General features: G+C 63.1%; 23 protein-coding genes and 1 pseudogene. 8 read left to right on the top strand and 16 right to left on the bottom strand.

Annotated elements, in window-relative coordinates:
- Positions 1 to 71: 71 nt before the first annotated feature.
- The 3 genes from AC1RCO_RS14765 (at position 72) to gcvH (ending at position 3361) form a co-directional block, all read left to right on the top strand.
- Positions 72 to 1688 carry an ABC transporter permease gene (locus AC1RCO_RS14765; RefSeq protein WP_401401687.1) on the top strand — a complete coding sequence of 539 codons (1617 nt, stop codon included), beginning with the start codon at positions 72 to 74 and terminating at the stop codon, positions 1686 to 1688.
- A 154-nt stretch (positions 1689 to 1842) separates the two neighbouring features.
- The gene (gene gcvT / locus AC1RCO_RS14760; protein ID WP_011064136.1) at positions 1843 to 2925 is read left to right on the top strand and encodes a glycine cleavage system aminomethyltransferase GcvT; all 1083 of its coding nucleotides are present in this window, start codon (positions 1843 to 1845) and stop codon (positions 2923 to 2925) included.
- A gap of 52 nt (positions 2926 to 2977) precedes the next feature.
- The gene (gene gcvH, locus AC1RCO_RS14755; protein WP_011064135.1) at positions 2978 to 3361 is read left to right on the top strand and encodes a glycine cleavage system protein GcvH; all 384 of its coding nucleotides are present in this window, start codon (positions 2978 to 2980) and stop codon (positions 3359 to 3361) included.
- A gap of 59 nt (positions 3362 to 3420) precedes the next feature.
- Here the strand turns inward: gcvH and AC1RCO_RS14750 are convergent, their stop codons facing one another.
- Positions 3421 to 4560 (bottom strand): DegT/DnrJ/EryC1/StrS family aminotransferase, encoded by a 1140-nt coding sequence (locus tag AC1RCO_RS14750; RefSeq protein WP_065365153.1) that lies wholly within the window; start codon positions 4558 to 4560, stop codon positions 3421 to 3423.
- Positions 4561 to 4751: 191 nt separating this feature from the next.
- On the opposite strand from AC1RCO_RS14750, the gene gcvP reads away from it, so the two are divergent.
- A complete protein-coding gene (gene gcvP, locus AC1RCO_RS14745; RefSeq protein WP_492617826.1) occupies positions 4752 to 7625 on the top strand; it encodes an aminomethyl-transferring glycine dehydrogenase in 2874 nt (957 codons plus the stop codon).
- Positions 7626 to 7632: 7 nt separating this feature from the next.
- On the opposite strand, the gene AC1RCO_RS14740 is transcribed toward gcvP, so the two are convergent.
- From AC1RCO_RS14740 to AC1RCO_RS14715, 6 genes are all read right to left on the bottom strand, one after another.
- Positions 7633 to 8565 carry a PhlI gene (locus AC1RCO_RS14740; protein WP_015637424.1) on the bottom strand — a complete coding sequence of 311 codons (933 nt, stop codon included), beginning with the start codon at positions 8563 to 8565 and terminating at the stop codon, positions 7633 to 7635.
- Positions 8566 to 8571: 6 nt separating this feature from the next.
- A complete protein-coding gene (locus AC1RCO_RS14735; RefSeq protein ID WP_015637423.1) occupies positions 8572 to 9837 on the bottom strand; it encodes an MFS transporter in 1266 nt (421 codons plus the stop codon).
- A gap of 109 nt (positions 9838 to 9946) precedes the next feature.
- Positions 9947 to 10996, bottom strand: a complete 1050-nt coding sequence (locus tag AC1RCO_RS14730; RefSeq protein ID WP_011064130.1) for a type III polyketide synthase — start codon at positions 10994 to 10996, stop codon at positions 9947 to 9949.
- 208 nt (positions 10997 to 11204) lie between these two features.
- Positions 11205 to 11645, bottom strand: a complete 441-nt coding sequence (locus AC1RCO_RS14725) for a Zn-ribbon domain-containing OB-fold protein (RefSeq protein ID WP_011064129.1) — start codon at positions 11643 to 11645, stop codon at positions 11205 to 11207.
- 12 nt (positions 11646 to 11657) lie between these two features.
- Complete coding sequence (locus AC1RCO_RS14720) at positions 11658 to 12854, bottom strand: thiolase family protein (protein ID WP_047338090.1); 1197 nt, start codon at positions 12852 to 12854, stop codon at positions 11658 to 11660.
- Between the two features lie 29 nt (positions 12855 to 12883).
- Positions 12884 to 13972 carry a hydroxymethylglutaryl-CoA synthase gene (locus AC1RCO_RS14715; RefSeq protein ID WP_015637422.1) on the bottom strand — a complete coding sequence of 363 codons (1089 nt, stop codon included), beginning with the start codon at positions 13970 to 13972 and terminating at the stop codon, positions 12884 to 12886.
- A gap of 461 nt (positions 13973 to 14433) precedes the next feature.
- Between AC1RCO_RS14715 and AC1RCO_RS14710 the strand changes: the two genes are divergently transcribed.
- Complete coding sequence (locus AC1RCO_RS14710; protein ID WP_011064126.1) at positions 14434 to 15036, top strand: TetR/AcrR family transcriptional regulator; 603 nt, start codon at positions 14434 to 14436, stop codon at positions 15034 to 15036.
- Positions 15037 to 15087: 51 nt separating this feature from the next.
- On the opposite strand, the gene phlG is transcribed toward AC1RCO_RS14710, so the two are convergent.
- On the bottom strand, positions 15088 to 15972 hold the full coding sequence (gene phlG / locus AC1RCO_RS14705; protein ID WP_492617825.1) for a 2,4-diacetylphloroglucinol hydrolase: 885 nt from the start codon (positions 15970 to 15972) through the stop codon (positions 15088 to 15090).
- Positions 15973 to 16113: 141 nt separating this feature from the next.
- Here phlG and AC1RCO_RS14700 point away from each other — a divergent pair, with 141 nt between their 5' ends.
- Positions 16114 to 16785 carry a TetR/AcrR family transcriptional regulator gene (locus tag AC1RCO_RS14700; RefSeq protein ID WP_011064124.1) on the top strand — a complete coding sequence of 224 codons (672 nt, stop codon included), beginning with the start codon at positions 16114 to 16116 and terminating at the stop codon, positions 16783 to 16785.
- Positions 16786 to 16857: 72 nt separating this feature from the next.
- Here the strand turns inward: AC1RCO_RS14700 and AC1RCO_RS14695 are convergent, their stop codons facing one another.
- The 7 genes and pseudogenes from AC1RCO_RS14695 to AC1RCO_RS14665 all read right to left on the bottom strand — a co-directional run bounded on the left by AC1RCO_RS14695 (position 16858) and on the right by AC1RCO_RS14665 (position 22639).
- Complete coding sequence (locus AC1RCO_RS14695; RefSeq protein ID WP_011064123.1) at positions 16858 to 17175, bottom strand: DUF2388 domain-containing protein; 318 nt, start codon at positions 17173 to 17175, stop codon at positions 16858 to 16860.
- Between the two features lie 70 nt (positions 17176 to 17245).
- Positions 17246 to 17695 carry an NfeD family protein gene (locus tag AC1RCO_RS14690; protein WP_065365057.1) on the bottom strand — a complete coding sequence of 150 codons (450 nt, stop codon included), beginning with the start codon at positions 17693 to 17695 and terminating at the stop codon, positions 17246 to 17248.
- A gap of 10 nt (positions 17696 to 17705) precedes the next feature.
- Complete coding sequence (locus AC1RCO_RS14685; RefSeq protein ID WP_011064121.1) at positions 17706 to 18626, bottom strand: SPFH domain-containing protein; 921 nt, start codon at positions 18624 to 18626, stop codon at positions 17706 to 17708.
- 125 nt (positions 18627 to 18751) lie between these two features.
- The gene (locus AC1RCO_RS14680; RefSeq protein WP_370059455.1) at positions 18752 to 19465 is read right to left on the bottom strand and encodes a methyl-accepting chemotaxis protein; all 714 of its coding nucleotides are present in this window, start codon (positions 19463 to 19465) and stop codon (positions 18752 to 18754) included.
- 141 nt (positions 19466 to 19606) lie between these two features.
- Positions 19607 to 19933, bottom strand: a pseudogene (locus AC1RCO_RS14675) (HAMP domain-containing protein); the annotation flags it as partial.
- A 496-nt stretch (positions 19934 to 20429) separates the two neighbouring features.
- Entirely contained in the window at positions 20430 to 22208 is a 1779-nt protein-coding gene (tfpB, locus tag AC1RCO_RS14670) for a type IV pilus assembly ATPase TfpB (RefSeq protein WP_103407451.1), read from the bottom strand.
- A gap of 113 nt (positions 22209 to 22321) precedes the next feature.
- A complete protein-coding gene (locus tag AC1RCO_RS14665; RefSeq protein ID WP_492617824.1) occupies positions 22322 to 22639 on the bottom strand; it encodes an ACT-like domain-containing protein in 318 nt (105 codons plus the stop codon).
- Positions 22640 to 22763: 124 nt separating this feature from the next.
- On the opposite strand from AC1RCO_RS14665, the gene AC1RCO_RS14660 reads away from it, so the two are divergent.
- Positions 22764 to 23234 (top strand): Lrp/AsnC family transcriptional regulator, encoded by a 471-nt coding sequence (locus tag AC1RCO_RS14660; protein WP_011064117.1) that lies wholly within the window; start codon positions 22764 to 22766, stop codon positions 23232 to 23234.
- Positions 23235 to 23243: 9 nt separating this feature from the next.
- Here the strand turns inward: AC1RCO_RS14660 and AC1RCO_RS14655 are convergent, their stop codons facing one another.
- Complete coding sequence (locus AC1RCO_RS14655; RefSeq protein ID WP_019093576.1) at positions 23244 to 24611, bottom strand: CYTH domain-containing protein; 1368 nt, start codon at positions 24609 to 24611, stop codon at positions 23244 to 23246.
- Positions 24612 to 24769: 158 nt separating this feature from the next.
- Here AC1RCO_RS14655 and argE point away from each other — a divergent pair, with 158 nt between their 5' ends.
- Entirely contained in the window at positions 24770 to 25927 is a 1158-nt protein-coding gene (argE, locus tag AC1RCO_RS14650; protein ID WP_492617823.1) for an acetylornithine deacetylase, read from the top strand.

Here is a 25927-nt window from a genome sequence, read left to right as displayed (position 1 = left end):
GGGTGCGGCTCTCCCGCCCCACGCGTTTTGCGCAAGTATTTTTGTCTGTTCCACCTGCCCGAGAGTTTTTTGTGGCCCATCCCGCTCAACGTCGCTGGTATCCCCTGGTCTTTGCCGTAGCGGCCCTGGTCCTTTTGCCGCTGAGCGTGCTGCTATTGTCCTGGCAGGCCGTCGACCAGCAGATCTGGTCCCACCTGTGGGACACGCAAATGCCGCGGCTGTTGGGCAATACCCTGACCCTGGTGCTTGGGGTGGGCGTTGGCGTCACGCTGCTGGGCGTGAGCCTGGCCTGGCTCACCAGTCTCTGCGAGTTTCCCGGACGGCGCTGGCTGGACTGGGCCTTGATGCTGCCCTTTGCGATCCCGGCCTATGTGCTGGCTTTCGTCTTTGTCGGCCTGCTGGATTTTTCCGGGCCGGTGCAAAGCCTGCTGCGGGAATGGGTCGGCAGCGACCTGCGACTGCCGCGGGTACGTTCCACCGGTGGGGTGATCCTGGTGCTGGTGCTGGTGTTCTATCCCTATGTCTACCTGCTGGCGCGCAACGCCTTCCTGGCCCAGGGCAAGGGGTTGATGGAGGCAGCGCGGGTCCTCGGGCAATCGCCCTGGCAGGCGTTCTGGCGGGTGGCGCTGCCCATGGCGCGGCCGGCCATCGGCGCCGGGGTGGCCCTGGCGCTGATGGAAACCCTGGCGGATTTCGGTGCGGTGTCGGTGTTCAACTTCGATACCTTCACCACCGCTATCTACAAGACCTGGTACGGCTTCTTCAGCCTTTCCAGCGCCGCCCAGCTGGCCAGCCTGCTGCTGCTGGCGGTGATGCTGGTGCTGTACGGCGAGCGCCGCGCCCGTGGCGCCAGCCGTACCGGTAACGAACGGCCCCGGGGCAAGGCGCTGTACCACTTGCGCGGGCTCAAGGCGTTGGCGGCCACGGGCTGGTGCCTGCTGGTATTCGCCTGTGCCTTCGTGATTCCGCTGCTGCAGTTGCTGGCGTGGTTCTGGCAGCGCGGGCGCTTCGACCTGGATGAGCGGTATGCCGGCTTGATCATCCACACCCTGTACCTGGGCGGCATGGCGGCGCTGATCACTGTCAGTGTGGCTCTGCTCCTGGCCTTTGCCCGACGCCTGGCGCCGACCCGGGGCATCCGCGCCGGGGTCAGCCTGGCCAACCTGGGCTACGCCTTGCCCGGCTCGGTACTGGCGGTATCGATCATGCTGGCCTTCAGTTACCTGGATCGCGAGCTGGTGATCCCGCTGTCCGGCTGGTTGGGCGGGGCCGGCAAGCCGCTGCTGCTGGGCAGCCTGTCCGCCTTGCTGCTGGCCTATCTGGTGCGTTTTATCGCCGTGGCCTACGGGCCGCTGGAAAACAGCCTGGAGCGGATCCGCCCGTCGCTCCCCGAAGCGGCGCGCAGCCTGGGGGTCGCTGGCCCGCGACTGTTTTTCAAAGTGTATCTGCCGTTGTTGCTGCCCGGGACCTTGAGCGCCGCCTTGCTGGTGTTCGTCGATGTGCTCAAGGAAATGCCCGCCACCTTGCTGATGCGCCCGTTTGGCTGGGACACGCTGGCGGTGCGGATCTTCGAGATGACCAGTGAAGGGGAGTGGGCCCGGGCCTCGCTGCCGGCACTGACCCTGGTGCTGGTGGGCCTGCTGCCGGTGATTGGCCTGATCCGCCGCTCGGCCCATCGAATCGGTTAGGTGCCAGCCTTGCACCTTGCAGCTACAATGCGCGGCATTCGGTGCGGCCTGTTGTTTGGCCGGGACGCTGAAATCGGCTGAAAGCCATCTATTTCAAGGCTTTCACACCAACAGCGCCAGTCCGCACCCTCGCCACGCCCGGAAGGAGAAACCCATGGGACAGCGTACGCCTCTGTATGACCTGCATCTCGCCCTCGGCGCGAAAATGGTCGATTTTGGCGGTTGGGATATGCCCTTGCATTACGGCTCGCAGGTCGAGGAGCACCATCAGGTGCGACGTGATTGCGGTGTGTTCGATGTATCCCACATGACCGTGATCGATGTCAGCGGTACCCAGGCCAAGGCCTGGCTCCAGCGGTTGCTGGCCAATGATGTCGAACGCCTGCACAACCCCGGCCAGGCTCTGTACAGCACCATGCTCAATGAACGGGGCGGCATCGTTGACGACATGATCGTCTATCGCCTCGAAGACGCTTATCGCCTGGCGCTCAATGCCGCCACCCGTGATCAGGACCTGGCCTGGATGCAGGCGCAGCTGGGGGATTTCCAGGTGCAGCTGCACGAGCGCCCGGAGCTGGCGATGCTGGCGATCCAGGGCCCTCAGGCGCGGCACAAGATTGCCGAGCTGGTGACCCAGTCCCGCGGCACCCTGATCCAGCAGCTCAAGCCATTCGAAGCCGGCTTTGACGGCGACTGGTTCATTGCCCGGACCGGCTACACCGGCGAGGACGGTCTGGAGATCGTCCTCCCTGCCGACCAGGCCCCGGCCTTCTTCAACGACCTGGTGGGGGCGGGGATCTCGCCCATCGGTCTGGGCGCCCGGGACACCCTGCGCCTGGAGGCCGGCATGAACCTCTATGGCCAGGACATCCATCAGGATGTCTCGCCCCTGGCGGCGAACATGGCCTGGAGCATTGCCTGGGAACCGGCGTCACGCCAGTTCATCGGTCGCAGTGCCCTGGAAGCCGAACGGGCGGCCGGGGTGAAGCAGAAACTGGTGGGCCTGGTGCTCGAAGAACGCGGGGTTTTACGCGCTCATCAGGTGGTTCGTATCGCCGATGTTGGCGAAGGTGAGATCACCAGTGGTAGTTTCTCCCCTACGCTGAGCAAGTCGATCGCACTGGCGCGGGTGCCGATGGCCACCGCCGACCGTGCCGAAGTGGAAATCCGCGGCAAGTGGTACCCGGTCCGGGTGGTCAAACCCACCTTCGTGCGCCACGGCAAAACCCTGATCTAACTATTTCCAGCAGGCATTGCGCCGCTGACACTTCTTCTTGAGGACACAGAACATGAGCGATATCCCTGCCCACCTGCGTTTTGCCGACAGTCACGAATGGGCCCGCCTGGAAGCCGACGGCAGCGTGACCGTAGGTATTAGCGACCACGCTCAGGAAGCCCTGGGCGACGTGGTTTTCGTCGAGCTGACTGAAGTCGGCAACGTGTTTGGCGCAGGGGACCAGGCCGGTGTGGTGGAGTCGGTGAAAGCCGCTTCCGACATCTATGCGCCGGTGGCCGGTGAAGTGATTGCGGTCAACGAAGAGCTGAGCGCCAGCCCCGAGCTGCTCAACAGCGACCCGTACGGTGCCTGGATCTTCAAGCTCAAGCCAAGCAACCCGGGCGATCTGGACAAGCTGCTGGACGCCGCCGGCTACAAGGCCGCCATCGGCGAGTAAGCCGTTCTCGCCGGCACGTCCGCCCCGTTTGCGCAGGGCGGGCTTGCTGGCGAAGGCTCTTAAGCCTGCAACACCTCTTTCACCGTCGCCACCGCGCGTTCCACGTCGGCCTTGCTCATGGCGGTGAACATCGGCAACGAGACGATCAGCCGACCGACCCGTTCCGCTACCGGGAACATCCCCTCCTTGAAGCCGCGCTCGCGGTACAGGCTCAGCAAATGAATCGGCGGGTAGTGATAGCCGATGCCAATCCCGCGTTCCTGCATCTGCTCCATGAAGGTGGCGCGGGCCGGCTTGCCATCCTTGCGCTCTGGCAGTACCAGCTGGAACAGGTGCCAGTTGCTGTTGGTGAAGTCCGCCGGCGGTAGCTGGGCGCCATAGCGGGCCTCGAAATCGCTGCCAAAGCATTCGAAGTAGTGCCGGGCCAATTCACGGCGATGGGCGGTGATCGCCTCGATATGGGCGAACTGCCCCAGGCCGATGGCGGCCGCCACGTCGGTCATGTTGAACTTGCCCCCAAGCACATCCACATCCAGGCCGTCGAAGCCGTTGCGGGTCACGCCCTGCAGGCGGTACTTCTCGGCCAGGCGCACCTCCTCTGGCGTGTTGAGCACCAGGCAGCCGCCCTCGGACGAGGTGACGTTCTTGTTGGCCTGGAAGCTGAAGGACACGAAGTCGCCACCGGCACCGATGCGCTGGCCGTTCCAGCTGGAGCCCAGGGCCTGGGCGGCATCTTCCACTACCCGCAGGCCGTGCTTGTTGGCCAGGGCGTAGAGGCGGCTCATGTCCACCGGCAGCCCGGCCAGGTACACCGGGATGATGGCCTTGGTGCGCGGGGTGATGGCGGCTTCGACCTGGGCCAAGTCGATATTGCGGGTGACCGGGTCGATATCGGCGAACACCGGCGTGGCCCCGACTTCGAGGATGACGTTGGCGGTGGCCACCCAGGAAATCGGCGTGGTGATGACTTCATCACCGGCACCGATGCCGGCAATGCGCAAGGCGATCTCCATGGTGCAGGTGCCGGAGTTGAAGGTGCGTACCGTGCGCCCGCCGAAAAACTCCGAGAGCTGGGCTTCGAAGGCCTGGACCTTGGGGCCGCTGGTGATCCAGCCCGAACGCAGGACTTCGCCGACAGCGGCGATGGTGGGTTCATCGATGGTGGGTTTGGAGAACGGCAGGAAAGGCAGTTGGCTCATGACGATGGGACACCCGATAAGCGGACGATAGGGGCACAGGTTGCGATGCGCCGGGGCTGGCGCGTTGACGTCGAGCATGATGGTACCGATTGCCCCGGGACGCCAGAGCATCGACGCGGGAAATCGACTGCTATGCTGCTTGGCACCCTGTTGCAGCGACGCTGAGCGCCGTTTATCGGAGAGAGCCGGTCATGTCCCAGTTGCTATCTTTGAGCCAGTTACGCGAGCCCAACGCTTTTCTCAACCGGCACCTGGGGCCCGACGCCGAGGAGCAGCAAGCGATGCTCGCCAGCCTCGGGCTGGGCAGCCGGGCCGAACTGATCGAGCAGACGGTGCCGCCGGGAATCCGCTTCAACCGTGCACTGGACCTGCCGCCGGCCCTGGACGAAGCGGCCGCCCTGGCCAGGCTCAAGGGTTATGCCGGGCAGAACCAGGTCTGGACCAGCCTGATCGGCATGGGTTACCACGCCACCCTGACGCCGGCGGTGATCCTGCGCAACGTGCTGGAGAACCCGGGCTGGTACACCGCCTATACCCCCTACCAGCCGGAAATCGCCCAGGGTCGGCTCGAAGCCTTGTTGAATTTCCAGCAGATGACCATCGACCTCACCGGCCTGGACCTGGCCAACGCCTCGTTGCTGGACGAAGCCACCGCCGCCGCCGAAGCCATGGCCCTGGCCAAGCGTGTGAGCAAGTCTTCGAGCAACCTGTTCTTTGTGGATGAAGACTGCCACCCGCAAACCATTTCCGTGGTCCGCACCCGGGCCGAAGGCTTCGGTTTCGAGCTGGTGGTCGGCGGGGTCGACGAATTGTCCGGGCACCAGGTGTTCGGCGCGTTGCTGCAGTACCCGGACACCCATGGCGAGATCCGCGACCTGCGGCCTCTGATCGACCAGTTGCACGCCCAGCAGGCCCTGGCCTGTGTCGCGGCCGACCTGCTCAGCCTGTTGTTGCTGACCCCGCCGGGCGAACTGGGGGCCGACGTGGTGCTCGGTTCGTCCCAGCGCTTCGGCGTACCCATGGGCTACGGTGGCCCCCATGCGGCGTTTTTCGCCTGCCGCGACGAGTACAAGCGCGCGATGCCCGGGCGCATCATCGGTGTGTCCAAGGATGCCCGCGGCCAGGTGGCCCTGCGCATGGCCTTGCAGACTCGCGAGCAGCATATTCGCCGCGAGAAGGCCAACTCGAACATCTGCACCGCCCAGGTGCTACTGGCCAATATCGCGGGTTTCTACGCCGTCTATCACGGCCCGGCCGGGCTCAAGCGCATTGCCCAGCGGGTACACCGGCTGACTTGCATCCTCGCGGTCGGCCTGGAGCGCCACGGCATTGCCAGGGTCAACCGGCACTTCTTCGACACCCTGACCCTGGAGGTCGGCGGCAGCCAGACGGCGATCATCGAAAGCGCCAGGGCGCAGCAGATCAACCTGCGGATTCTCGGCCGTGGCCGGCTGGGGCTGAGCCTGGATGAAACCTGTGACGAAAGCACCGTGGCCCGTTTGTTCGACGTGTTCCTGGGTGCCGACCACGGGCTGGATGTCAGCAGCCTGGACGCCGAGGCGCTGGAGTCGGGGATTCCCGACCCGCTGCTGCGACGCACGCGCTACCTGACCCACCCGGTGTTCAGTGCCCATCACAGCGAAACCGAAATGTTGCGCTACCTCAAGCAGCTGGAGAACAAGGACCTGGCGCTCAACCAGTCGATGATTCCCCTGGGCTCCTGCACCATGAAGCTCAATGCCAGCAGCGAGATGATCCCCATCACCTGGCCGGAGTTCGCCAACCTGCATCCCTTCGCACCCCGGGAGCAGGCTGCCGGCTATGGCCTGCTGATCGCGGAGCTGGAGCGTTGGCTGTGCGCCATCACCGGTTTCGACGCCATCTGCATGCAGCCCAACTCCGGGGCCCAGGGTGAGTACGCCGGGCTGCTGGCGATTCGTCGCTACCACGAGAGCCGCCGGCAAGGCGGCCGGCATGTCTGCCTGATCCCGGCGTCGGCCCACGGCACCAACCCGGCCTCGGCGCAGATGGCCGGGATGCAGGTGGTGATCGTCGAGTGCGACGAGGCCGGCAACGTCGACCTGGAAGACTTGAAGGCCAAGGCCCAGGCGGCCGGCGAGCGCCTGTCGTGCCTGATGGCTACCTACCCTTCGACCCACGGCGTGTACGAAGAGGGCATCAGCCAGATCTGCGAAGTTATCCACAGCCACGGCGGCCAGGTGTACATGGACGGCGCCAACCTCAACGCCCAGGTAGGCCTGGCCCGGCCGGCGGACATTGGCGCCGATGTCTCGCACATGAACCTGCACAAGACCTTCTGCATTCCCCATGGCGGCGGTGGCCCGGGCATGGGGCCGATTGGCGTGCGCGCGCACCTGGCGCCGTTTGTCGCCAACCACCCGGTGGTGCCCATCGACGGGCCGTTACCGGAGAACGGCGCCGTCAGCGCAGCGCCCTGGGGCAGTGCGAGCATCCTGCCCATCAGCTGGATGTACATCGCCCTGATGGGGCCGCAGCTGGCGGATGCCAGCGAGGTGGCGATCCTTGCGGCCAACTATCTGGCCGAGCAATTGAGCGGTGCCTTCCCGGTGCTCTACAGCGGCCGCAACGGCCGGGTGGCCCACGAATGCATCCTCGATCTGCGCCCGCTCAAGGCCCAGACCGGGATCAGCGAGGAAGACGTGGCCAAGCGCTTGATGGACTACGGCTTCCATGCCCCGACCATGTCCTTCCCGGTGCCGGGCACCCTGATGGTGGAGCCCACGGAAAGCGAATCCAAGGCCGAGCTCGACCGTTTTATCGAAGCCATGCTGAGCATCCGCGCCGAGATCGCCCAGGTGCAGGAGGGCAACTGGCCGGCCGAGGACAACCCGCTCAAGGGCGCTCCCCATACCCTGGCGGATATCACCGGAGTCTGGGAGCGCTCCTACAGTATCGAACAGGCGGTGCTGCCCACCGCCCATACCCGGGCCCACAAGTACTGGCCGGCGGTGAACCGGGTGGACAACGTCTATGGCGACCGCAACCTGTTCTGCGCCTGCGTGCCGCTGGCGGACTACCGCTGAACGGGCCTCAGTAGTGGTGGCGCGTCCGCGCCGGCTGGCTGCCATGGCTACTGGCACGGGCAGGTTGGGTTTCCAGGGGATAGAGGTGCAGCAACTCTTCCTCGATCACCTGGTTGCTCAGGCCCAGTTCCAGCTCCGGGCAGTCCAGGTCCAGCCAGTCACCGTGCTGCAACTGCAGGTCGCTCTCGCGCCGGCTGGCGCTGTGGAACACATAGTGGACCATGCCCGGTTGCAGGAACTGTTCGTGCTGTTCGAGGAAGGCCTGGGAGTATTTGCGAATAGCCCACCAGTTCTGCTGGTCGAGGCGATAGCTGCGCTGCGGCAACGGCGTGCCCTGGCGTTCGACCCGGACATTGAGTGACAGGCTGTTCTGCAGTTCGCCGAGGATCAGCGCCGGGGCGATGGCGCACTGGCGCAAACGCGATTGCGCGCAGGAACTGGCGTCCTGATGGCTCAGCAACGGGTCGTGAATGTCGTGGCCGAGGCTGAAGCCGACAAAGCGCAACTGACCGAAGGGGTCCACCAGGTACACGCACACCACCCCGGGCTGGCTGGAAATGCTCTGGGCGTGGTACGGAATCATCAGCGGCTCGCCGTCGGTCTTCAGCAGGCTGCCATTGCCCTTGTAGAACCAGCCCTGGCGGGTGTGCGGAGTGTTCAGGGTGACTTCGCTGACCTGCACCAGCAGGTTGTCCCGAGGCTTGAGCGGTGGGCGCAACGGGCCTTGCTGGGGACCGTCCGCGGGCAGTTGCGGGTGGGGCGCGAGGCTGCGCAGGTGTTCGCTCCAGCCCAGATGGCGACGGCTGCAGAACAGCAGGGTCTCGTACAGCCCGCCGTGTTCGGAATAGGCCCGCACGCTGCGGCCATTGTGAAAGTCGAACAGCCCGATGGCGCGCTGGTCCTTGTGGCAGACATCCAGCAACAGCAGGTAATCGTCCATGATTCTCTAGTCCTTCAGGGGCAAGGGGGCGGGGAGGATGGGCAGCGCTTCGCGCACGCGCGAACGGCGCGGTTCGAGGGCCTGTTCCTTGAGCAGGAATGACAGCAGCAAGCCGGCCAGGCTGCCGCTCAGGGCCACGTACAGGATCGATGGCAGGCCGAAATGGCTGGCGGCGAACCCGGCCACGGCCGGTGACAACCCGCCACCCAGGATCTCGCCGAACCCCACCACGATTCCGGTCGCCGCCGGCAGCAGGGCCGGAGTGACCGATTCGCTGGTCAGCGGGCCGACCGTCATGCAGATCAGGCTGAAGTTGAAGAACGACAGCAGGAACAGCAGCAGGAACAGCAGCCAGGGAAGGGGCGGGCTGACGATCAGCAGGCCCACCAGGGTGCTGCTGGTCATGAAGCACACCGACACCACCGGCTTGCGCCCGAGACGGTCGGACATGCCGGGGATGATCAATTGGCCGATGAAGCCGCCCACGCCGATGGCCGAGATGACGAAGGCCATGGACAGGGTTTCCAGGTGCATATGGTCGGTCAGGTAGCTGGGCAGCATGGCGCAGAGGACGAACTGGCAGGTGAGTATGCAGAACATGATCAGGATGTTCAGGCTCACGTTGCCGCTCTTGAAAGCCGCCAGCCAGGTGCCTGCGGTGCGGTCGGCCTGGGGCGCCGGCAGCGGTCGGTAGATTTTCCACAGGTAGCCGGCCAGCAGCAGGCCCGGCAGGGAAATGATGGCGAACACCGCACGCCACGAGCCAGTGATTTGCAGGAGGTAAGCGGCGATCAGCGGCCCCAGGCAGAGGCCGAGAATCGGGAACAGCGCCTGCTGGATACCCAGGTTCAGCCCGCGCCGGTCGGGGCGCGAGACTTCATTGGTGACAATGATGCTGGTGGGGGTGAAGGCACCCTCGCAGATGCCCATCAGCCCGCGCAGAATCACCAGCCCCAGCACGCCGGTGGCCAGCGCGGAAAAACCGGACAGTAGCGAAAGCACGGCAATCGAGGTCACCAGCACGCGGCGGGTGCCCAGGCGCTCGATCACGCTGCCCATGCCCAGGGCGGACAGCCCCCAGGTGAAGGCCAGCGCGGCGGACAGGTAGCCCAGGTCCTGATAGTCCAGTTGCAGGTCGTGCATGATCACCGGAAACAGCGGCAGGATGATGAAGCGATCCAGCCCCACCAGCCCGAAACTCAGTGACAGCAACAGCACCATGGATCTTTCGTAACGGCTGTTGGCAGCCGTGGTTGGCATTCCAGTGTTCATCGCTCAGCTTCCTTGTGAAACCATGAACCCGGCGCAAGCGCCGTGGGAGGCCACCCGACGTTGCCCTGCAGCCCGGCAACGTCAGGTGGGACAGGCACAGGCAGTCACATCAGGCGGTCCACTCGCCCACCGCCATTTCCGCGGTGAACCCCGGGCCGAAGGCCGCCAGCAGGCCGATGTCGCCGCGATTGAGGTTGGAATCGAACTGCCGCTTGAGCACGTCGAACACCACCACGCTGGCAATGTTGCCGGCTTCCGACAGGCTGCTGCGCGATTGCGAGACCCGGTTGGATGCCAGGTCCAGGTGCATCACCAGCTCGTCGAGGATCTTGCGACCACCGGTGTGGAAGATGAAGAAGTCGTTGTGCGCACAGTTCTGTTCGAAGCTCTCGTAGTTCAGCCGCTCCATGACCGGTGCCACGTCCTTGATGGAGTTCATCACCGCCTTGTCGAGGGTGAAGTGAAAGCCGGTGTCCTTCACGTCGTACTTGATGTAGTGCTCGCTCTTGGGCAGGAAGTACGACTCGGTCTTCTTGATCTTGAAGCCGCCGGCCTGGTCATCGGCGCGCAGCACGCAGGCGGATACCGCATCGCCGAACAGCGCCGCGGAGATGAAGGCGTGCAGCTTGGTGTCGTCCGGCTGGTAGCACAGCGAGGAGAATTCCAGGGACACGATCAGTACGTGGTTGCGGGCATCGAGCCGGGCGAAGTCGTTGGCGCGGTTGATGGCCGCGGCACCGGCCACGCAGCCCAGCTGGGCGATCGGCAACTGCACGGTGGAGGTTGGCAGGGCCAGGTCGTTGATCAGGTGCGCGGTCAGCGACGGCATCATGAAGCCAGTGCAGGAAGTGACGATCACCATGCGAATGTCGCTGATCTGCAGCCCGGCATTCTCGATGGCCTGGCGCGCCGCGGCCGACGACATCTGCCGGGCTTCACGCTCGTAGACGATGCTGCGGTGGGTGAAACCGGTGTGCACTGCCAGTTCGTCGATCGGCAACACCAGGTGGCGCTCGTTGACTTCGGTGTTGGCGATCATGCGCTTGGCCAGGGCCATGCGTGGATGGTCGGCGTGCAGGTTTTCCAGGTGATCGACCATCTGTTGCTGGGTGATCTTGTGTTGCGGAAACATGACGTGTGGAAGGCAAAGTGTAGACATGATGGGTCCTTGGCTTTAAGTAAGCCAACAAGTTAAGGGGTGGGGATAGTCCCCGTTTATAGGCACAGGAATCTGTAGGCCCTAAAGGAAATCAGGGCCTTAAGGCAACTTCGGGGCGTGAAGTTGCCGTTGATGTAACTTTTAAGTTGGATTTTATTTTAATGGCTAACTTCAGGGTGCCTTATATAAAGGCACCTTGAATAACAACTTATATATCGAGTACGAACTTATAAGCGTATTGCCAGGCCAGGTTGCTTTCGCGCACATGCTTGCGGATCACCATGCGCACCGGCGCACCGACTTTCAGCTGTTGCTGATCGCACACATCGACGATTTCCGAAGCGATCACCAGGCCGTCGTCCAGGCGCACCATGGCCATGATGCGCGGCACGGTTTCGCCATAGCCCATGGCGGCCAGGATCGGGTTCTCGGCCGGGGCCATGACCTCGATCTTGCCACTGCGCGCGCAGCGATACGGCTTCACACTCAGGGAGTTGCAAGCGCCGCAGACGGTGCGCCGGGGGAAGAAGATTTCGTTGCATTCTTCGCACTGGCTGCCTTCGAGGCGGTACTTGCCGCCATGCTCGCGCCATTCGCGAAGCATGCTGGCGGTGGTCATTCTGTGGATCTGTTCTGGGTACATGGACATGGTCCGGGCTCCTTAGTCGTTCGAGAGGACAATCACTGAGTTGTGCGCCGCGTAACCGCCAAGGTTCTGCGACACGCCGATGCGCGCGCCCTTGACCTGGTTGTCGGATTCACCCCTCAGCTGCCGGAACAGCTCGGTGATGTGCAGGATGCCGTCGCAGCCGGAGGCATGGCCGCGGCCGATGTTGCCGCCGTCGGTATTGAGCGGCAGCTGGCCATCCAGGGCGATGCCGCCTTCGAGCACGAAGTCGCCGGCCTGGCCCTTGCCACAGATGCCCATGGACTCCATCTGGATCAGCCCGGCGCCGAGCAGGTCGTAGACCTGGGCCACGTCGATGTCCTTGGCGGTGATCCCGGCTTTCTTGTAGGCGATTTCCGCACAGGCGATGGAGTTGGCCGAAACCGCCATGCCCACATCCTTGGGCAGGCCCGGATGATGCAGGGTCGGGTTGTGAAAGCGCGTGCCGAAATAGTGGGAGACCCCGGTATAGGCGCAACCGCGTACGAACACCGGTTTATCGGTGTACTTGTGGGCCAGGTGTTCGGCCACCAGGATCGCGCAGCCACTGGCTTCGCCCCAGGCCAGCATTGAGCCGCAGGCCTCGCTGTTCTTCAACGCTTCCAGGGAAGGAATCGGCTGGCCATAACGAGTGGCGGTGGGGGTGTTCTGTGCGTAGATGCGCATCTGCCGGCCGAAGGTGGCCAGTACGTCGGCCTCGCGACCGGCATAGCCGAACTTCTGGAAGTACTCGGCGGTGGCCAGGGCGAAGGCATCGGTGTGGGAAATACCGAGGAAATAATCGTATTCACATTCAGTGCTGGAGCCGATGTATTCGGCGTAGTTGAAGTGATCGGTCATCTTCTCGAAGCCGCCGCACAGGACGATGTCGTACTCCCCGGACGCCACCATCTGGTGGCCCATCTGGAACGACACCGAGCTGCTGGTGCAGTTGGCGGTGCTCATGAAGGTCGGCGCCGGGCTGATGCCCAGGGCGTCGGAAATGGTCGGGCCCAGGCCGCCATATTCGGAAATGCCTTCACCGTGATAACCATAGGCCACGGCCTGGATTTCCCGGGGGTGCATCTTGGCGTCCTTGAGAGCCTTGTAGGCGGACTCGACGATCATTTCCTTGAACGTCTGCCGAACTCGTGAACTTCCGGGTTTCGGCGTATAGGCGGCCGAAACGATTGCAACACGACGTGCGCACATGTGCATGCTCCTTGCGTAGACAGGCGTAATCAGAGATAGGCGGTCAGGGCGTAGTCAGCCCGCAGGTACTTGAACTCGTACTTGATGGACGTGCCGTAGTCGACGTAGATCTTGGATTCCAGCAGTTCGCGCAGAGGCTTGTTGTGCTTCTGGTACTGCTCGATGGCGTCGGTGACGGTCAGGGCGATGGCGTCGCTGCCGGCGCCGAAACCGTAGGACACCAGAAGAATTTTCTGCCCCGGGCGTGCCTGGTCCAGTACGTTGATCAGGCCGAGCAGCGGGCTGGCCGATCCGGCATCGCCAACGTTGCCGGCATAGATGCCCGGTTCCACCTGCTTGGGGTTGAAGCCCAGGTGCTTGGCCAGGGAGTAGGGCGTGGACACCAGGTTTTGCTGGAACACCACATAGTCATAGTCGGCGGGGCTGGTGTGCAGCTTGGCCATCAGGCCTTCGGCGGCGCGGCGGGTCTGGTCTTCCAGGCCGATGCTGTTCTTGTCCGAGCCCAGGCCCATGCCCGAACGAATGTAGCGATCACCCTGGGGGCGGATGTTGTCGGCGACATCGGCGGCGCAGGAGAAGCTGGCGTCGAATTCGGCGATGACATCCTGGCTGCCGATCAGCAGCGCAGCGGCTCCGGCCCCGGCATAGGATTCGGTCAGGTCGCCCGGCGCGGTGTTGCGGTTGATGGTGTCGGCGCCGATGGCCAGGGCGCTGCCCGTCATGCCGGAAGCCACCAGCGCCTGGCAGATCTGCAGGGCAGAAGTTCCGGACTTGCCGGCGAACTGCACGTCGGCGCAATAGGCGTCGTAGCCGCTGCCGAGCATTTCCAGGATGATCGAAGCCGAGGCCCGTGAGTCATAGGGGTTGGTGCAGGTGCCCAGGTACAGGGCTTCGATCTGATGACCGGGGACTTTATCCAGGGCCCGTTGCGCCGCCAGCACCCCGAGGGTGATGACATCTTCATCCGGTTGCAGCACGGCTCTTTCCGTGACGCCGAGGTTTTCCTCCACCAGCTTGAGGTCGGTGTTTTTCCAGACGTTGATCACTTCCTGGACTTTCAGGCGGCATACCGGAATACCCGCGCCATAGCTGACAATACCTATCTTTTTCACGTTCATTTTCCTCTTGATTCCATTCTTTTCAGAAAACTGGGTCGTGCCTGCTCAGAAGCACCCTTGAAACATACGGAAAACAGTTTTGCTGCCTTTCTCCTGGCCACACCTGGTGAAACCTGCAGGCCAGAGCGGTTTAACAGCAGACTCCAAATAGGGGAAAACCCACTCGAAAGCTGTTTTTATTCACCTCACTGTGATATGATACGGAACGTTTCGTTTAGTAATAATTTCAGACGATCTAATCTCTTAAGGGAAAAGGGCCGAAGCCTCGAATTCGAGGAACTCCAAGTTACAAGGCCTGAGCTGCTCAACCCTTACGCGATATTTTAAAAACTAGATAGATCGGTGTAAGAAATTCATGATTCTTTCAAGAATGAAACGAAACGGACCGTTTCATTTCGATTCGAGGGAATCCTATACCCTGCGTTGCGTTTGTCAAGCGCCCTGCCTGGAGATTTTTTATTGTGGCTCGTACCCCCTCTCGCAGCTCCATCGGCTCTTTGCGAAGTCCCCATACTCATAAGGCCATTCTCACTTCCACCATCGAAATCCTTAAGGAATGCGGCTATTCCGGGCTCAGTATCGAGTCCGTCGCCCGTCGGGCGGGGGCCAGCAAGCCAACTATCTATCGCTGGTGGACGAACAAGGCGGCGTTGATCGCCGAGGTTTATGAAAACGAGAGCGAACAAGTCAGAAAATTTCCTGATCTCGGCTCGTTCAAGGCAGATCTCGACTTTTTGCTGCGAAATCTCTGGAAAGTCTGGAGGGAGACTATTTGTGGCGAGGCCTTTCGCTGTGTGATCGCAGAAGCGCAACTGGATCCCGCAACCTTGACCCAGCTCAAGGATCAGTTCATGGAGCGCAGAAGGGAAATGCCGAAAAAACTGGTGGAAAATGCCATCAGCAACGGCGAGCTGCCCAAGGACACCAACCGTGAATTACTGCTGGATATGATCTTCGGCTTTTGCTGGTATCGGCTGTTGACTGAGCAACTGACGGTGGAACAGGACATCGAGGAGTTCACTTCTCTGCTGATCAACGGTGTTTGTCCTGGTACGCAACGTTGATCCTTTCGAGCCATTAAGCCCTGGAGTTTCTCGGGCTTAATGGCTGTTGTTTCAGGCCGCGGGGGTGCCGAACTCTCGATACAGGTCCGGCAGGAAGCTGGCCAGATGATTGAACTCGCACATGTCGTGCACCGCGAACTCGTAGGCCAGGGTCTCCAGTTCGGCCTCGCCAAAGCCATTTTCCTTCAGCAGCGATGCAGCCTTTTCTGCCCCAGGAAAGCGGGCCATCGACGGGTGCGCCCCGACCCAGTAACGGCTGCTCAGGTACATGCCGTCCGGTACTTCCTTGAACAGATGCACCATCAACGACACCGGCACCTCAGGATGATCCGCCAGGCTCATCAGGGCGCTGACACTGCCGTCGATCTTCGCTTCGCGATACAGATCGGTGTTCAGGCCCAGGCTGGCCGGCTGCTGGAAGTCGATATGCAGGTGCATCAGGCGATCGCCGACATATTCCGACGCGCAGAAGGTGTTGCCATACAGCCGTTCCTCAAAACTCAGGGACTCATCGCACAGGCGCTGGTGGTGCACGCATGGGTTGCTGACATGGGCATAGGGGAACCACAGGGTGTAGCGCTCCGATTCCGCGGGGTGCCAGATGAACCACCACTTGAACATCTGCGCGGTGCAGCCGGGGAAGAACTTGCGGCTTTGCACGTAGGCCATCGGGCCCGGTAGCAGGGCGTAACCGGATTCCTCGCTGACAAAGTCCGGTTCGAGCAGGCGATTGATGTCCTCGATGCTCGGGGTCAGGGTGTCTTCCAGGGCCATGGGGCCTTGCTGAATCTTACGGACGGCGGACAGCGGCACGCGCATTTCCGACCGGAAATACTTGGCGTAGGGCTTGTTCCTGACCGCCGCCTGATTGCGTAGGAACAGCTTCTGCATGGGCAGTGAGAAGTAGGTGAAGGGAGTCATGTTGCGCGCTTCCATGCTGATATCCTTTGGCGTGAATTGACAGATAGCCGCCATTTCGCTGCAACCCTTAACGGAATTGAACGAGAAACTGGCGCTTTGTAGCTAAGCAGTCCATAAACAAAAGTCAAATTTGAATTTAACTTAGTGAGAGCGCCTATGGCCGTTTCCGCTTCCCCGCAGCCAACTGCGGCCCGTACGCCGCGTCAGGATGGCCAGGCTACCCGCCAACAGATCCTGGAAACGGCCGGCCAGCTTTTTGCTGAGCTGGGGTACGCCAACACCACCAGCAAGCAGATCTGCGAGAACTCCAGGGCCAACAACGCCTCGGTCAACTACCACTTCGAGAACAAGGACGGCCTGTATCGGGCGGTGCTGCGCGAGGCCCACGACCGCCTGGTGCGGATCGAGACCATGATCAGCCTGAGTGAAAGCCAGGGCAGCCCCGAGGACAAGCTGCGGGCGATCATCACCGTGCTCATCGAGGGGCTGGGCAACCAGCGTGAGGGCTGGGCGCTGAAAGTCCTGACCCGCGAACTGTTGTCACCCTCCGCGGTGCTGCCGGCGATCCTGGAGGAGCAGGCGTTTCCCAAGGCGAAGATCGTGCGCACCATCCTCGGCCAGATCATGGATCTATCGCCTGAGGACCCGGTCACCCTGCGCAGCGCCGTCAGCGTTTTTGCGCCCTGCCTGTTCCTGCTGATCGCCCATCAGCCGCTGGCGCGCAATGTGTTGCCCGGCCTGGAGCTGGATCCACCGGCGTTGATCGAGCACATGATGAGTTATGCCCTGGCCGGCCTGGCTGCAGTGTCCCGCACACCTGGGGTCTAGCCGGCTGATCGGGCACACGAAAACGCCGACCCTGGGGTCGGCGTTTGCTGTCGGCCATCCCTTGGGCGACGGTTACTCCTGAGCGACAGCGTTCTTCGCCAGGATGGCGTTGGCCAGTTCCATGTCGGTGGCCTTGAGGCCGGGGTTGTCGGCGCGGACTTTCTGCATGGCGGCTTCCAGGTACGGGCCGCGAATGCTGCCATCGCTGGCAACGAAGCTGCCGGCGTCATCCTGGGCGGCGACGATCAACTTGTGGTCCTTGAAGGTCAGGTAGGTGGAGCCGGTGGTGGCCCCGGAGGAAATGACGTTACGCCAGAAGGTGTCGGCCATTGCCGAACCAACGGGAAGAGACAGCAGGGCAAGGGTGGCGACAGCAATTTTCAGACGCATGATGGGTGACTCCGAAAGGGGGTATCTGCATCGTTTGATTCTAGATAACCCCGCGGAGTTCCGTGACTCATCAGTCAAGGTTTTCGACCAACAGGATTGCGCCTTCCTGGCCCACCACCCGCACCCGGGCGCCCACGGGGGCGTCGGCCCCCTTGGCGATCCACACGCCGTCGGCCACCTTGATCCGCCCGCGGCCGTCGACAATCGCCTGGTGCACCACAAAGGTCTTGCCGATCAGCTCCTGGCCCCGCAGGTTGAGGTTCGGCTGATCGCTGGGGCGTACCACGCTGCGCTGGCGGCGCCACCAGTACAGTGCGGTGAGCACCGACAGCAGGCCGAACAGGAGGAACTGCACCTCCCATGACAGGCCGGGAATGAGAAAGGTCAGGACCCCGACTGTGGCGGCTGCGAGGCCGATCCACAGCAGGTAGCCGCCGGCCCCGAATACTTCGAAGATCAGCAGGATGGTGCCAAGGGCCAGCCAGTCCCAGAACGATAGAGCTTGCACAAATGCCAACATGAAGCCTGCCTCAGACCTTCTTGCTGTCGAACGTGGCCTTGACGATCTCGCCGATGCCGCCCACGGCGCCGATGACCTGGCTGGCTTCCAGGGGCATCAGGATCACCTTGCTGTTGTTGGCCGACGCCAGTTTGCCCAGGGCATCGATGTATTTCTGCGCGACGAAGTAGTTGATCGCCTGGACGTTGCCGGTAGCAATCGCCTCGGACACCACTTGGGTCGCCCGGGCCTCGGCTTCGGCCTGGCGCTCCCGGGCTTCGGATTCGAGGAATGCCGCCTGGCGTTCGCCCTCGGCTTCAAGAATCTGTGCCTGCTTCTTGCCTTCTGCGGTAAGGATGGCGGCGGCCCGCAGGCCTTCGGCTTCGAGGATCTGCGCACGCTTGACCCGCTCGGCCTTCATCTGCCCGGACATGGCCGCCATCAGGTCGGCGGGTGGGCTGATGTCCTTGATTTCGATCCGGGTGATCTTGATCCCCCAGGGGGCGGTGGCCTCATCGACAGTTCGCAGGAGTTTCTCGTTGATGCCGTCACGTTGGCTGAGCATGGCGTCCAGTTCCATGGAACCGAGCACCGTACGGATATTGGTTTGCAGCAGGTTGCGGATGGCGTGCTCGAGGTTGTTGACCTCATAGGCGGCCTGGGCGGTGTTGACCACCTGGAAGAAACACACGGCGTCGATCTGCACCGTGGCGTTGTCGGCGGTGATGACTTCCTGGGGTGGGATATCCAGCACGCTTTCCATCACGTTGATCTTGCGCCCGATGCGATCCATCACCGGAATGATGATGTTCAACCCCGGCTTCAGGGTGTTGGTGTAGCGGCCGAAGCGTTCCACGGTCCATTGGTAGCCTTGGGGCACGACCTTGAAACCCATGAAGACGATGGCCACGGCGAGGCCGACGAAAAGTAACAACACGCTTCCGATCTGCATAACATTCTCCTGCTCAGATGTGATCAAGGGGCACAGGGGGCGAGTGTAAGGCGGCGCCCGGTCGCGCGCAGAGATACCGTGGCCCTTGCATCATCAGGACACACATCACCGGCGTGCCCGTTGCCTCACAGTTGGAAGCGGGTGACCGAGGTCTGCAAGGTGGCCACGGAGTTTTCCATCTGCTCCACGGTCTGGGTCAGCTCACGCATGGCCTGGCTGTTGCGCCGGGCTACCAGGCTGATCATCTCCACCCGTTGCGCCACTTCGCTACTGGCCTTGGACTGCTCGCCGATGGTGAGGGAAATCTCCTCCACCATCACCGCCGAGCGCTGGGCGCCCTGGCGGATCTCATTGATCGAGGTGCCCGCCTGCTGGGCCATCTGGACCCCGTCGTTGACCCGGCTGACCCCGGTTTGCATGCTGTTCACGGCTTGTTCGGTGGTTTCCCGGATGCGTTCGATCATGCCGGTGATTTCCCGGGTGGACTGTGCGGTGCGGGCTGCCAGATTGCGCACTTCGTCAGCCACCACGGCGAACCCCCGGCCGGCTTCCCCGGCCCGGGCGGCTTCGATGGCGGCGTTCAGGGCCAGCAGGTTGGTCTGCTCGGCGATGCCGTTGATCACCTGGATGATCGAGTGAATCTCTTCCGAGGACTGGCCCAGGGCGGTGATGCTGCGGGAAGACTGGTTCACCGCCTCGGCAATATGGCTCATGCCGTCCACGACCCCGAGGATTACCTGGCCGCCGCTACCGGCCAGGGATTCGGACTGGGCGGCAATGCCCTGGGCATTGCGCGCGTGTTCGGCCACCTGGGCGATATTGCTGATCATCTGCTCCATGGCGGCGGCCATGTTGGTGGCGCCGTCGGCCTGTTCGCTGGCGCCGTCGGCAATGCTCAGCGACGTGTCGCTGAGGCTGTGGGAGCGGCCGCGCAACTCTTCGCTTTCATGGCGGATGGTGGTGATCATCTGCCGCAGGTTGTCTTGCATTTCTCCAAGGGCCCGTTGCAGTTGGCCGGCCTCGTCATGCCTGTCGACGCTGATAGGCGTGGTCAGGTTGCCCTGGGCAATGGCCCGGGCGGTGGCCACGGATTTTTCCAGGGGTTTGAGCACCCGGGTGAGCAGCTGCCGGGTCAACAGCGCCAGTGCCAGGGCGGCCAGCAGGCTGCCGCCGATCAGCCACCAGGCGGCCTGGCGGACCGCACTTTCACTGAGTTCGCGGGTTTGGGCGGTGCTGGCTTCGATCTGGCTGCTGAGGGCGGCGTTGCGGCTCTCCACTTCGCTGAAGCGCTGGGAGAACTCCGGCATTTGCAGGCGCGCGGCCTGTGGGTCCTTGAGGGCCTGCCCGGCGATGTTCTCGGCGGCGTGAATGTAGTTTTCCAGCACCGGCTGCAGTTCGGTGATGGCGTTGCGGATTTCCGGTGCCAGGGGCAACTTGGCGTTTTCCGCCAGGGCCTTGCGGAACCAGTCGCCGTGTTCGCGCAGGCTATTGCGGACCTCTTCGCCAGCGGCGGCATCGCCGGGCTGGCTGCTCAGGGCCTCCAGCACATCGGCCCGCAGGGCGTCGTGCATCATGTCGGCCTCCAGGTGGTTGCGCAGGGCGCTGGCGTTGAGTTCGTTGTCCACCAGTGCCCGCGCCAGGCGTGACTGGCCCCATAAACCCAGCCCGGCCACCAGGGCAATGGCCAGGAGGCTGACAACCCCGGTGGCGAGCATGTTTTGACGAATGTTCATACCGGGCTCCCTGCTTTTCTCGGCGGTGACTCAAGCGTAGTCCAGCGCCTGGGGTTCGCCTCCTGTGCCGCTATGGGGGCTGGTTGCCGGGCGTGACCCGTAGCACTTCCTCAAGGCTGGTCAGGCCTTGGGCAACCTTGTGCGCGGCAGCCAGGCGCAGGCTGCGCATGCCGTCGGCACAGGCCTGGTGGTGCAGGCGGGCAAGATCCAGATCGCGATGGATCAGGGCCTTGAGGGGGGAGCCCAAGGGCATGATTTCGTAGACCCCGGTGCGCCCGTGGTAACCGGTACCCCGGCATTCGGCGCAGCCCACCGCGCGCTGGCCGCCGGCAGCGGGTGGCAGGTGCCGGGTTCCGGTCAGGCTTTCCCAGTCATCCGCCGTCAGCTGGGCGGGAACCTTGCAGTACGGGCAGAGGGTGCGCAGCAGGCGCTGGGCCATGACCCCGATCAGGGTGGCCTTGATCAGGTAATGGGGCACGCCCAGTTCCAGCAGTCGGCTGATGGCGCCGGGGGCGTCGTTGGTGTGCAGGGTAGACAGCACCAGGTGCCCGGTAAGTGCGGCCTGGATGGCCATTTCCGCAGTCTCCAGGTCACGGATCTCGCCGATCATGATGATGTCGGGGTCCTGGCGCATCAGTGCGCGCACGCCGCTGGAAAAACTCAGGTCGATATTGTGCTGGACCTGCATCTGGTTGAACGCCGGTTCGATCATCTCGATCGGGTCCTCGATGGTGCACAGGTTGACCTCGGGGGTCGCGAGCTTCTTCAGGGTGGTATAGAGGGTGCTGGTCTTGCCCGAGCCGGTGGGCCCGGTGACCAGGATGATGCCGTGGGCCTGGGTGGTCATGGCTTGCCAGCGGCTCAGGTCATCGGTGCCAAAGCCCAACTGGTCGAAATCCTTGAGCAGGACCTGGGGATCGAAGATGCGCATCACCAGCTTTTCACCGAACGCCGTGGGCAGGGTCGAGAGTCGCAACTCGATTTCACTGCCGTCGGGGGTGCGCGTCTTGACCCTGCCATCCTGGGGCTTGCGCTTTTCCGCGACGTTCATGCGCCCCAGGCTCTTGAGGCGGCTGACGATGGCCAGGGTGACCTGGGGCGGGAACTGGTAGACGTTGTGCAATACGCCATCGATGCGAAAGCGCAGGGTGCCGTGCTCGCGGCGGGGTTCGATATGGATGTCGCTGGCCCTTTGCTGAAAGGCGTACTGGAACAGCCAGTCGACGATATTGACGATGTGCGCATCGTCGGCATCCGGCTCCTGGTCGCTGGCCCCCAGTTTCAGCAGTTGCTCGAAGTTGCCCAGGCCACTGGCTTTCTGTTCGCTGCTGGCGCCGCTGACCGACTTGGCCAGGCGATAGAACTCCAGGGTCAGGCGCTGGATGTCCAGCGGGCTGGCCACCACCCGTCGCACCGTGCGCTTGAGAACATGGGCCAGGTCTGCTTCCCAGGCACTGACGTAAGGTTGGGCGCTGGCCACGGTAACGCTCTGCCCATCCACGGCCACGGCAAGGATCTTGTGCCGCTGGGCGAAGGCGAAGGACATCAGCGGCGTGATGCTGGCCACGTCGATGCGCAGGGGGTCGATACGCAGGTAAGGCTGGCCGGCTTGCCGGGCCAGCCAGGCCGTGAGGCTGTCCAGGTCCAGATGTGCGCCGGGGTGCTGCAGGTCGGGCAATTGCTGGCCGGCGATCACTTCCAGGGGATGCAGCAGGTTACCGGCTGCCTGATGCCGGACGCTCATGGCCTGCTCGGCGGCATCCTGGCTGATGCGGCCCTGGGCCAGCAATTCACGCAGCAGTTCGCTGAGGTCCAGCCAGCGGTCCTGGGGAAGGTGCGCGGCGTTCATGGGCGATTCCTTGGGGCTGTTGTCCAGATGTGGGTCTCTGACCACGAACAGCCAAGAATAGTCCCCGGGGCCTCAAGGGAATGCTTGCCAAGGGTTGCAGGGTTTTGCCGGGATCAACCCGCGGCCTGCAGGCGCGAAGGTTCCGCCAACTCCAGCTCCACGTCACAGACACTGATCAGGTTGCGCAGCTTTGCGCCGATCACCTGGGCCCGATGCCAGCTCAGGTCGTCGAGTTCCACCTCCATATACAGCGTGGCGTCCTGCTGCTGCATCGACACCCGCTGCGGCACCAGGAACTGCAGGGCGAAGTGGTTGAGGATGCGGCACAGCACATCGGCCTCGGCGTCGGCCACTATCCGGTAGTGCACGCGACAGTGAGCATTGTTGAGGTTCCAGGCATCGGCGCGGGGGGCTGGCTCGAAAGGGTGCATGGTGGTCTCCAGTTCAGTGGAGAAATTTTTACATTCGGTTTCGGGTATTTCTTATCTAAGATTGGGTTTGTTTGCTTGAATATGAATTGTTCAATTCAATTTTTAATATTTATGGGTATTTATTATGCATAGCGACCTGGACGCCTATGACCGCCGCATCCTCGCGCTGCTGCAAGAGGACGCCTCGCTTTCCAGTGCGCAGATCGCCGAGCAGGTGGGGTTGTCCCAGTCGCCATGCTGGCGACGGATCCAGCGGATGAAGGAGGAGGGGGTGATCCGCGGCCAGGTGACCCTGCTGGACCGCAAGAAGATCGGCCTCAACACGCAAATCTTCGCCGAGATCAAGCTCAACGCTCACGGGCGCTCCAACTTCACCGAATTCACCGAGGCGATCCGCGGTTTTCCGGAAGTGCTGGAGTGCTATGTGCTGATGGGCGCGGTGGACTTTCTGCTGCGGATCGTGACCGCGGATATCGAAGCCTATGAACGCTTCTTCTTCGAGAAGCTGTCCATGGTGCCGGGTATCCAGGAGGTGAACTCGATCGTTGCCCTGTCGGAGATCAAGTCCACCACCAGCCTGCCGGTCATGCGCTGAGGGGCGGGGTTACAGGCGCAGGAGGGTTTTCCAGGCACGGTTCTGGAACACCGCGATGGCCTGCTGCTTGCGGGCGTCGAGGGCTTCGTCGGTGATCGGCTCGTTGGCCAGCTGGGCCAGTTTGTTCAACTCGCCATAGAGACGGTCCAGCTCCGGGATCTCCAGCGCGGAGCGGGCGTGGTGCAACCAGGCCTGGATGCGTTCAATGCGCGGCAACTGCTCGGCCAGGTCTTCCGGTTGCTGCTGATAGCGCGGCAGTTGCAGGGAGGTGGCTTCCTCGGCCAGCAGGCGTGGCAACCAGCTGCCCAACTGTGCGGCGCCCTGGCGGTTGCCCCGGGTGTTGCGGTCAGCGGCCCAGGCCCGGGCCAGCAGCCAGCGCGAGGTATTCAGCGAGAACAGGCCCCAGCGCACGTCCTGCAACTCTTCGATGAACTGCTCCGGCGCGGCCTTGCGCACGTCTTCGTCATCAAGGCCGGCCTGTACCAGCGGACGCCAGTCTTCCAGCAGGGCGTCCAGGGCACTGCGCAACTCAGCGGTGGACTGGCGCGGTGCGGCCTGGCCCAGGCTGCTGGCCAGGGCTCGCAGCTCGGCAAGGTTGTCCACCCAGTCCTGCAGCAGGCGCCAGTGGCCATTGAAGCGGTACTGCTCGGCCAGGCGCTGGCTGCTGCCCAGCAGGTGCCAGGCCAGAGCGGCGAAAGCTTCGTCCAGGGGCGTCTCGGCGCTCAATTGCGGCGCGGGTAGGCTCAGGGAGTAGCTGCCGGCGTCGAACAGGCGATAGCCGCGCTCGGCCTTGCTGATGTCGCAGGGCATCAGCGGCAGGGTCAGGGCCAGCTCCGCTGCCAACTCCAGCAGGGCAGCCGGTTCGCCTTCACGCAGCTCCAGTTCCAGCTCGCAGATTTCTTCCTTTTGCTTGCCGGCGATGACTTGGCCCAAGTCCAGGGCGGCTTCGATCACCACCTTGGCCTTGCCGCGGCCCCAGGCGATTTCCGCGCGCTCGCGGACGAAATCCGTGGTGAACAATGGCTTGAGGGTCTTCTTGTCCAGTTCGGCCAGGGCTTCGGGCCAGCATTGGCCTTCGAGCTTTTTCACGTCCAGCTTGGCCTTGGCCAGTTGCCAGTCGTACTCGTTGCGTTCGGACAGGCCGGCGACGCTCTGGCCGCTGGTCTTCAGGGTCTGGATCACCGCGTCACCGTCGCGACGCAGGCGCAGGGCGACTTTGGCCCGGGCCAGGTCGCGTTCTGGGGTGTCGAAGTACTGATTCATCAGTTCACGGCGTTCCCAGCCACTTTTATTGCGTTTTTTCAGTAGCGGGTGCTCGCGCAGGGCGGCGAGGGTTTCGCGGCTGACGCGGAGTTTGATTTCGGTTTCTTTCTGCATGGCCGGAAAATCCAGGATCGGGAGCGCAGCCGGGGAAGAGTTGGCTGCCAAGGCCGTGCAGTGTACAGGACAAGGCGCCCGCAGGTGCCGCGGCGGTTCCTTCCGCTTGCGGGATGCCTCTATGATGGGCCTCACATTGGGATTCCCGGAGACAGCTCATGCCCCTGCCGTCCATGAAGGATCAGTTTGCCGCGCTGATCGCCGCGCCATCGGTGAGCTGCACTCAAGCAGCACTGGATCAATCCAACCGTGCGGTGATCGACCTGCTGGCCGGTTGGCTCGGCGACCTGGGTTTTGCCTGTGACATCCAGCAGGTCAGCCCCGGCAAGTTCAACCTGCTGGCCAGTTTCGGCAGTGGCCCTGGCGGCCTGGTACTGGCCGGGCACAGCGACACCGTGCCCTATGACAGCGCGCTGTGGCAGACCGACCCCTTGAAGCTGACCGAAGTCGACGGCCGCTGGGTCGGCCTGGGCAGTTGCGACATGAAGGGTTTCTTCGCCCTGATCATCGAGGCAGTGCGGCCCCTGCTGGATCAGCCTTTCAAGCAGCCGCTGCTGGTCCTCGCCACTTGCGACGAAGAAAGCTCCATGGCCGGGGCGCGGGCCTTGGCGCAAGTCGGCCGGCCCCTGGGGCGCGCGGCGGTGATCGGCGAGCCTACGGGGCTCAAGCCGATTCGCCTGCACAAGGGGGTGATGATGGAGCGCATCGAGATCCTCGGCCGCAGCGGTCATTCGTCGGACCCAAGCCTGGGTCGCAGTGCCCTGGAAGCCATGCACGATGCCATTGGCGAGCTGCGGGGCCTGCGGTTGCTGTGGCAGCGCGAGTACCGCAATGCGCAGTTCAGCGTCCCGCAACCGACCCTGAACTTCGGCTGCATCCATGGCGGCGACAACCCCAACCGCATCTGTGGCCAGTGTTCCCTGGAGTTCGACCTGCGGCCCCTGCCGGGCATGGATCCGGACGTGCTGCGCGAGGCCATCCGGCAGAAGCTCAAGCCGATTGCCGAACGCCATGAAGTGAAGATCGACTATGCGCCGCTGTTCCCCGCGGTCCCGCCTTTCGAGCAGCCCGAGGATGCCGAGTTGGTGCGAGTGGCAGAGCGGTTGACCGGGCATCGTGCCGAAGCAGTAGCGTTTGGCACCGAAGCACCTTATCTTCAGCGCCTTGGCTGCGAGACCCTGGTGCTCGGCCCGGGTGATATCGCCTGTGCCCACCAGCCGGGGGAGTACCTCGAAATGTCACGCTTGCAGCCTACCGTGCATCTATTACGTGAATTGATTGAACATTACTGCCTGACGCCGGCCCAATTTCAGTAA

Source organism: Pseudomonas sp. GW823-FHT03E05 (assembly GCF_058796855.1).
This window is presented reverse-complemented; position numbering and strand designations above follow the sequence as displayed.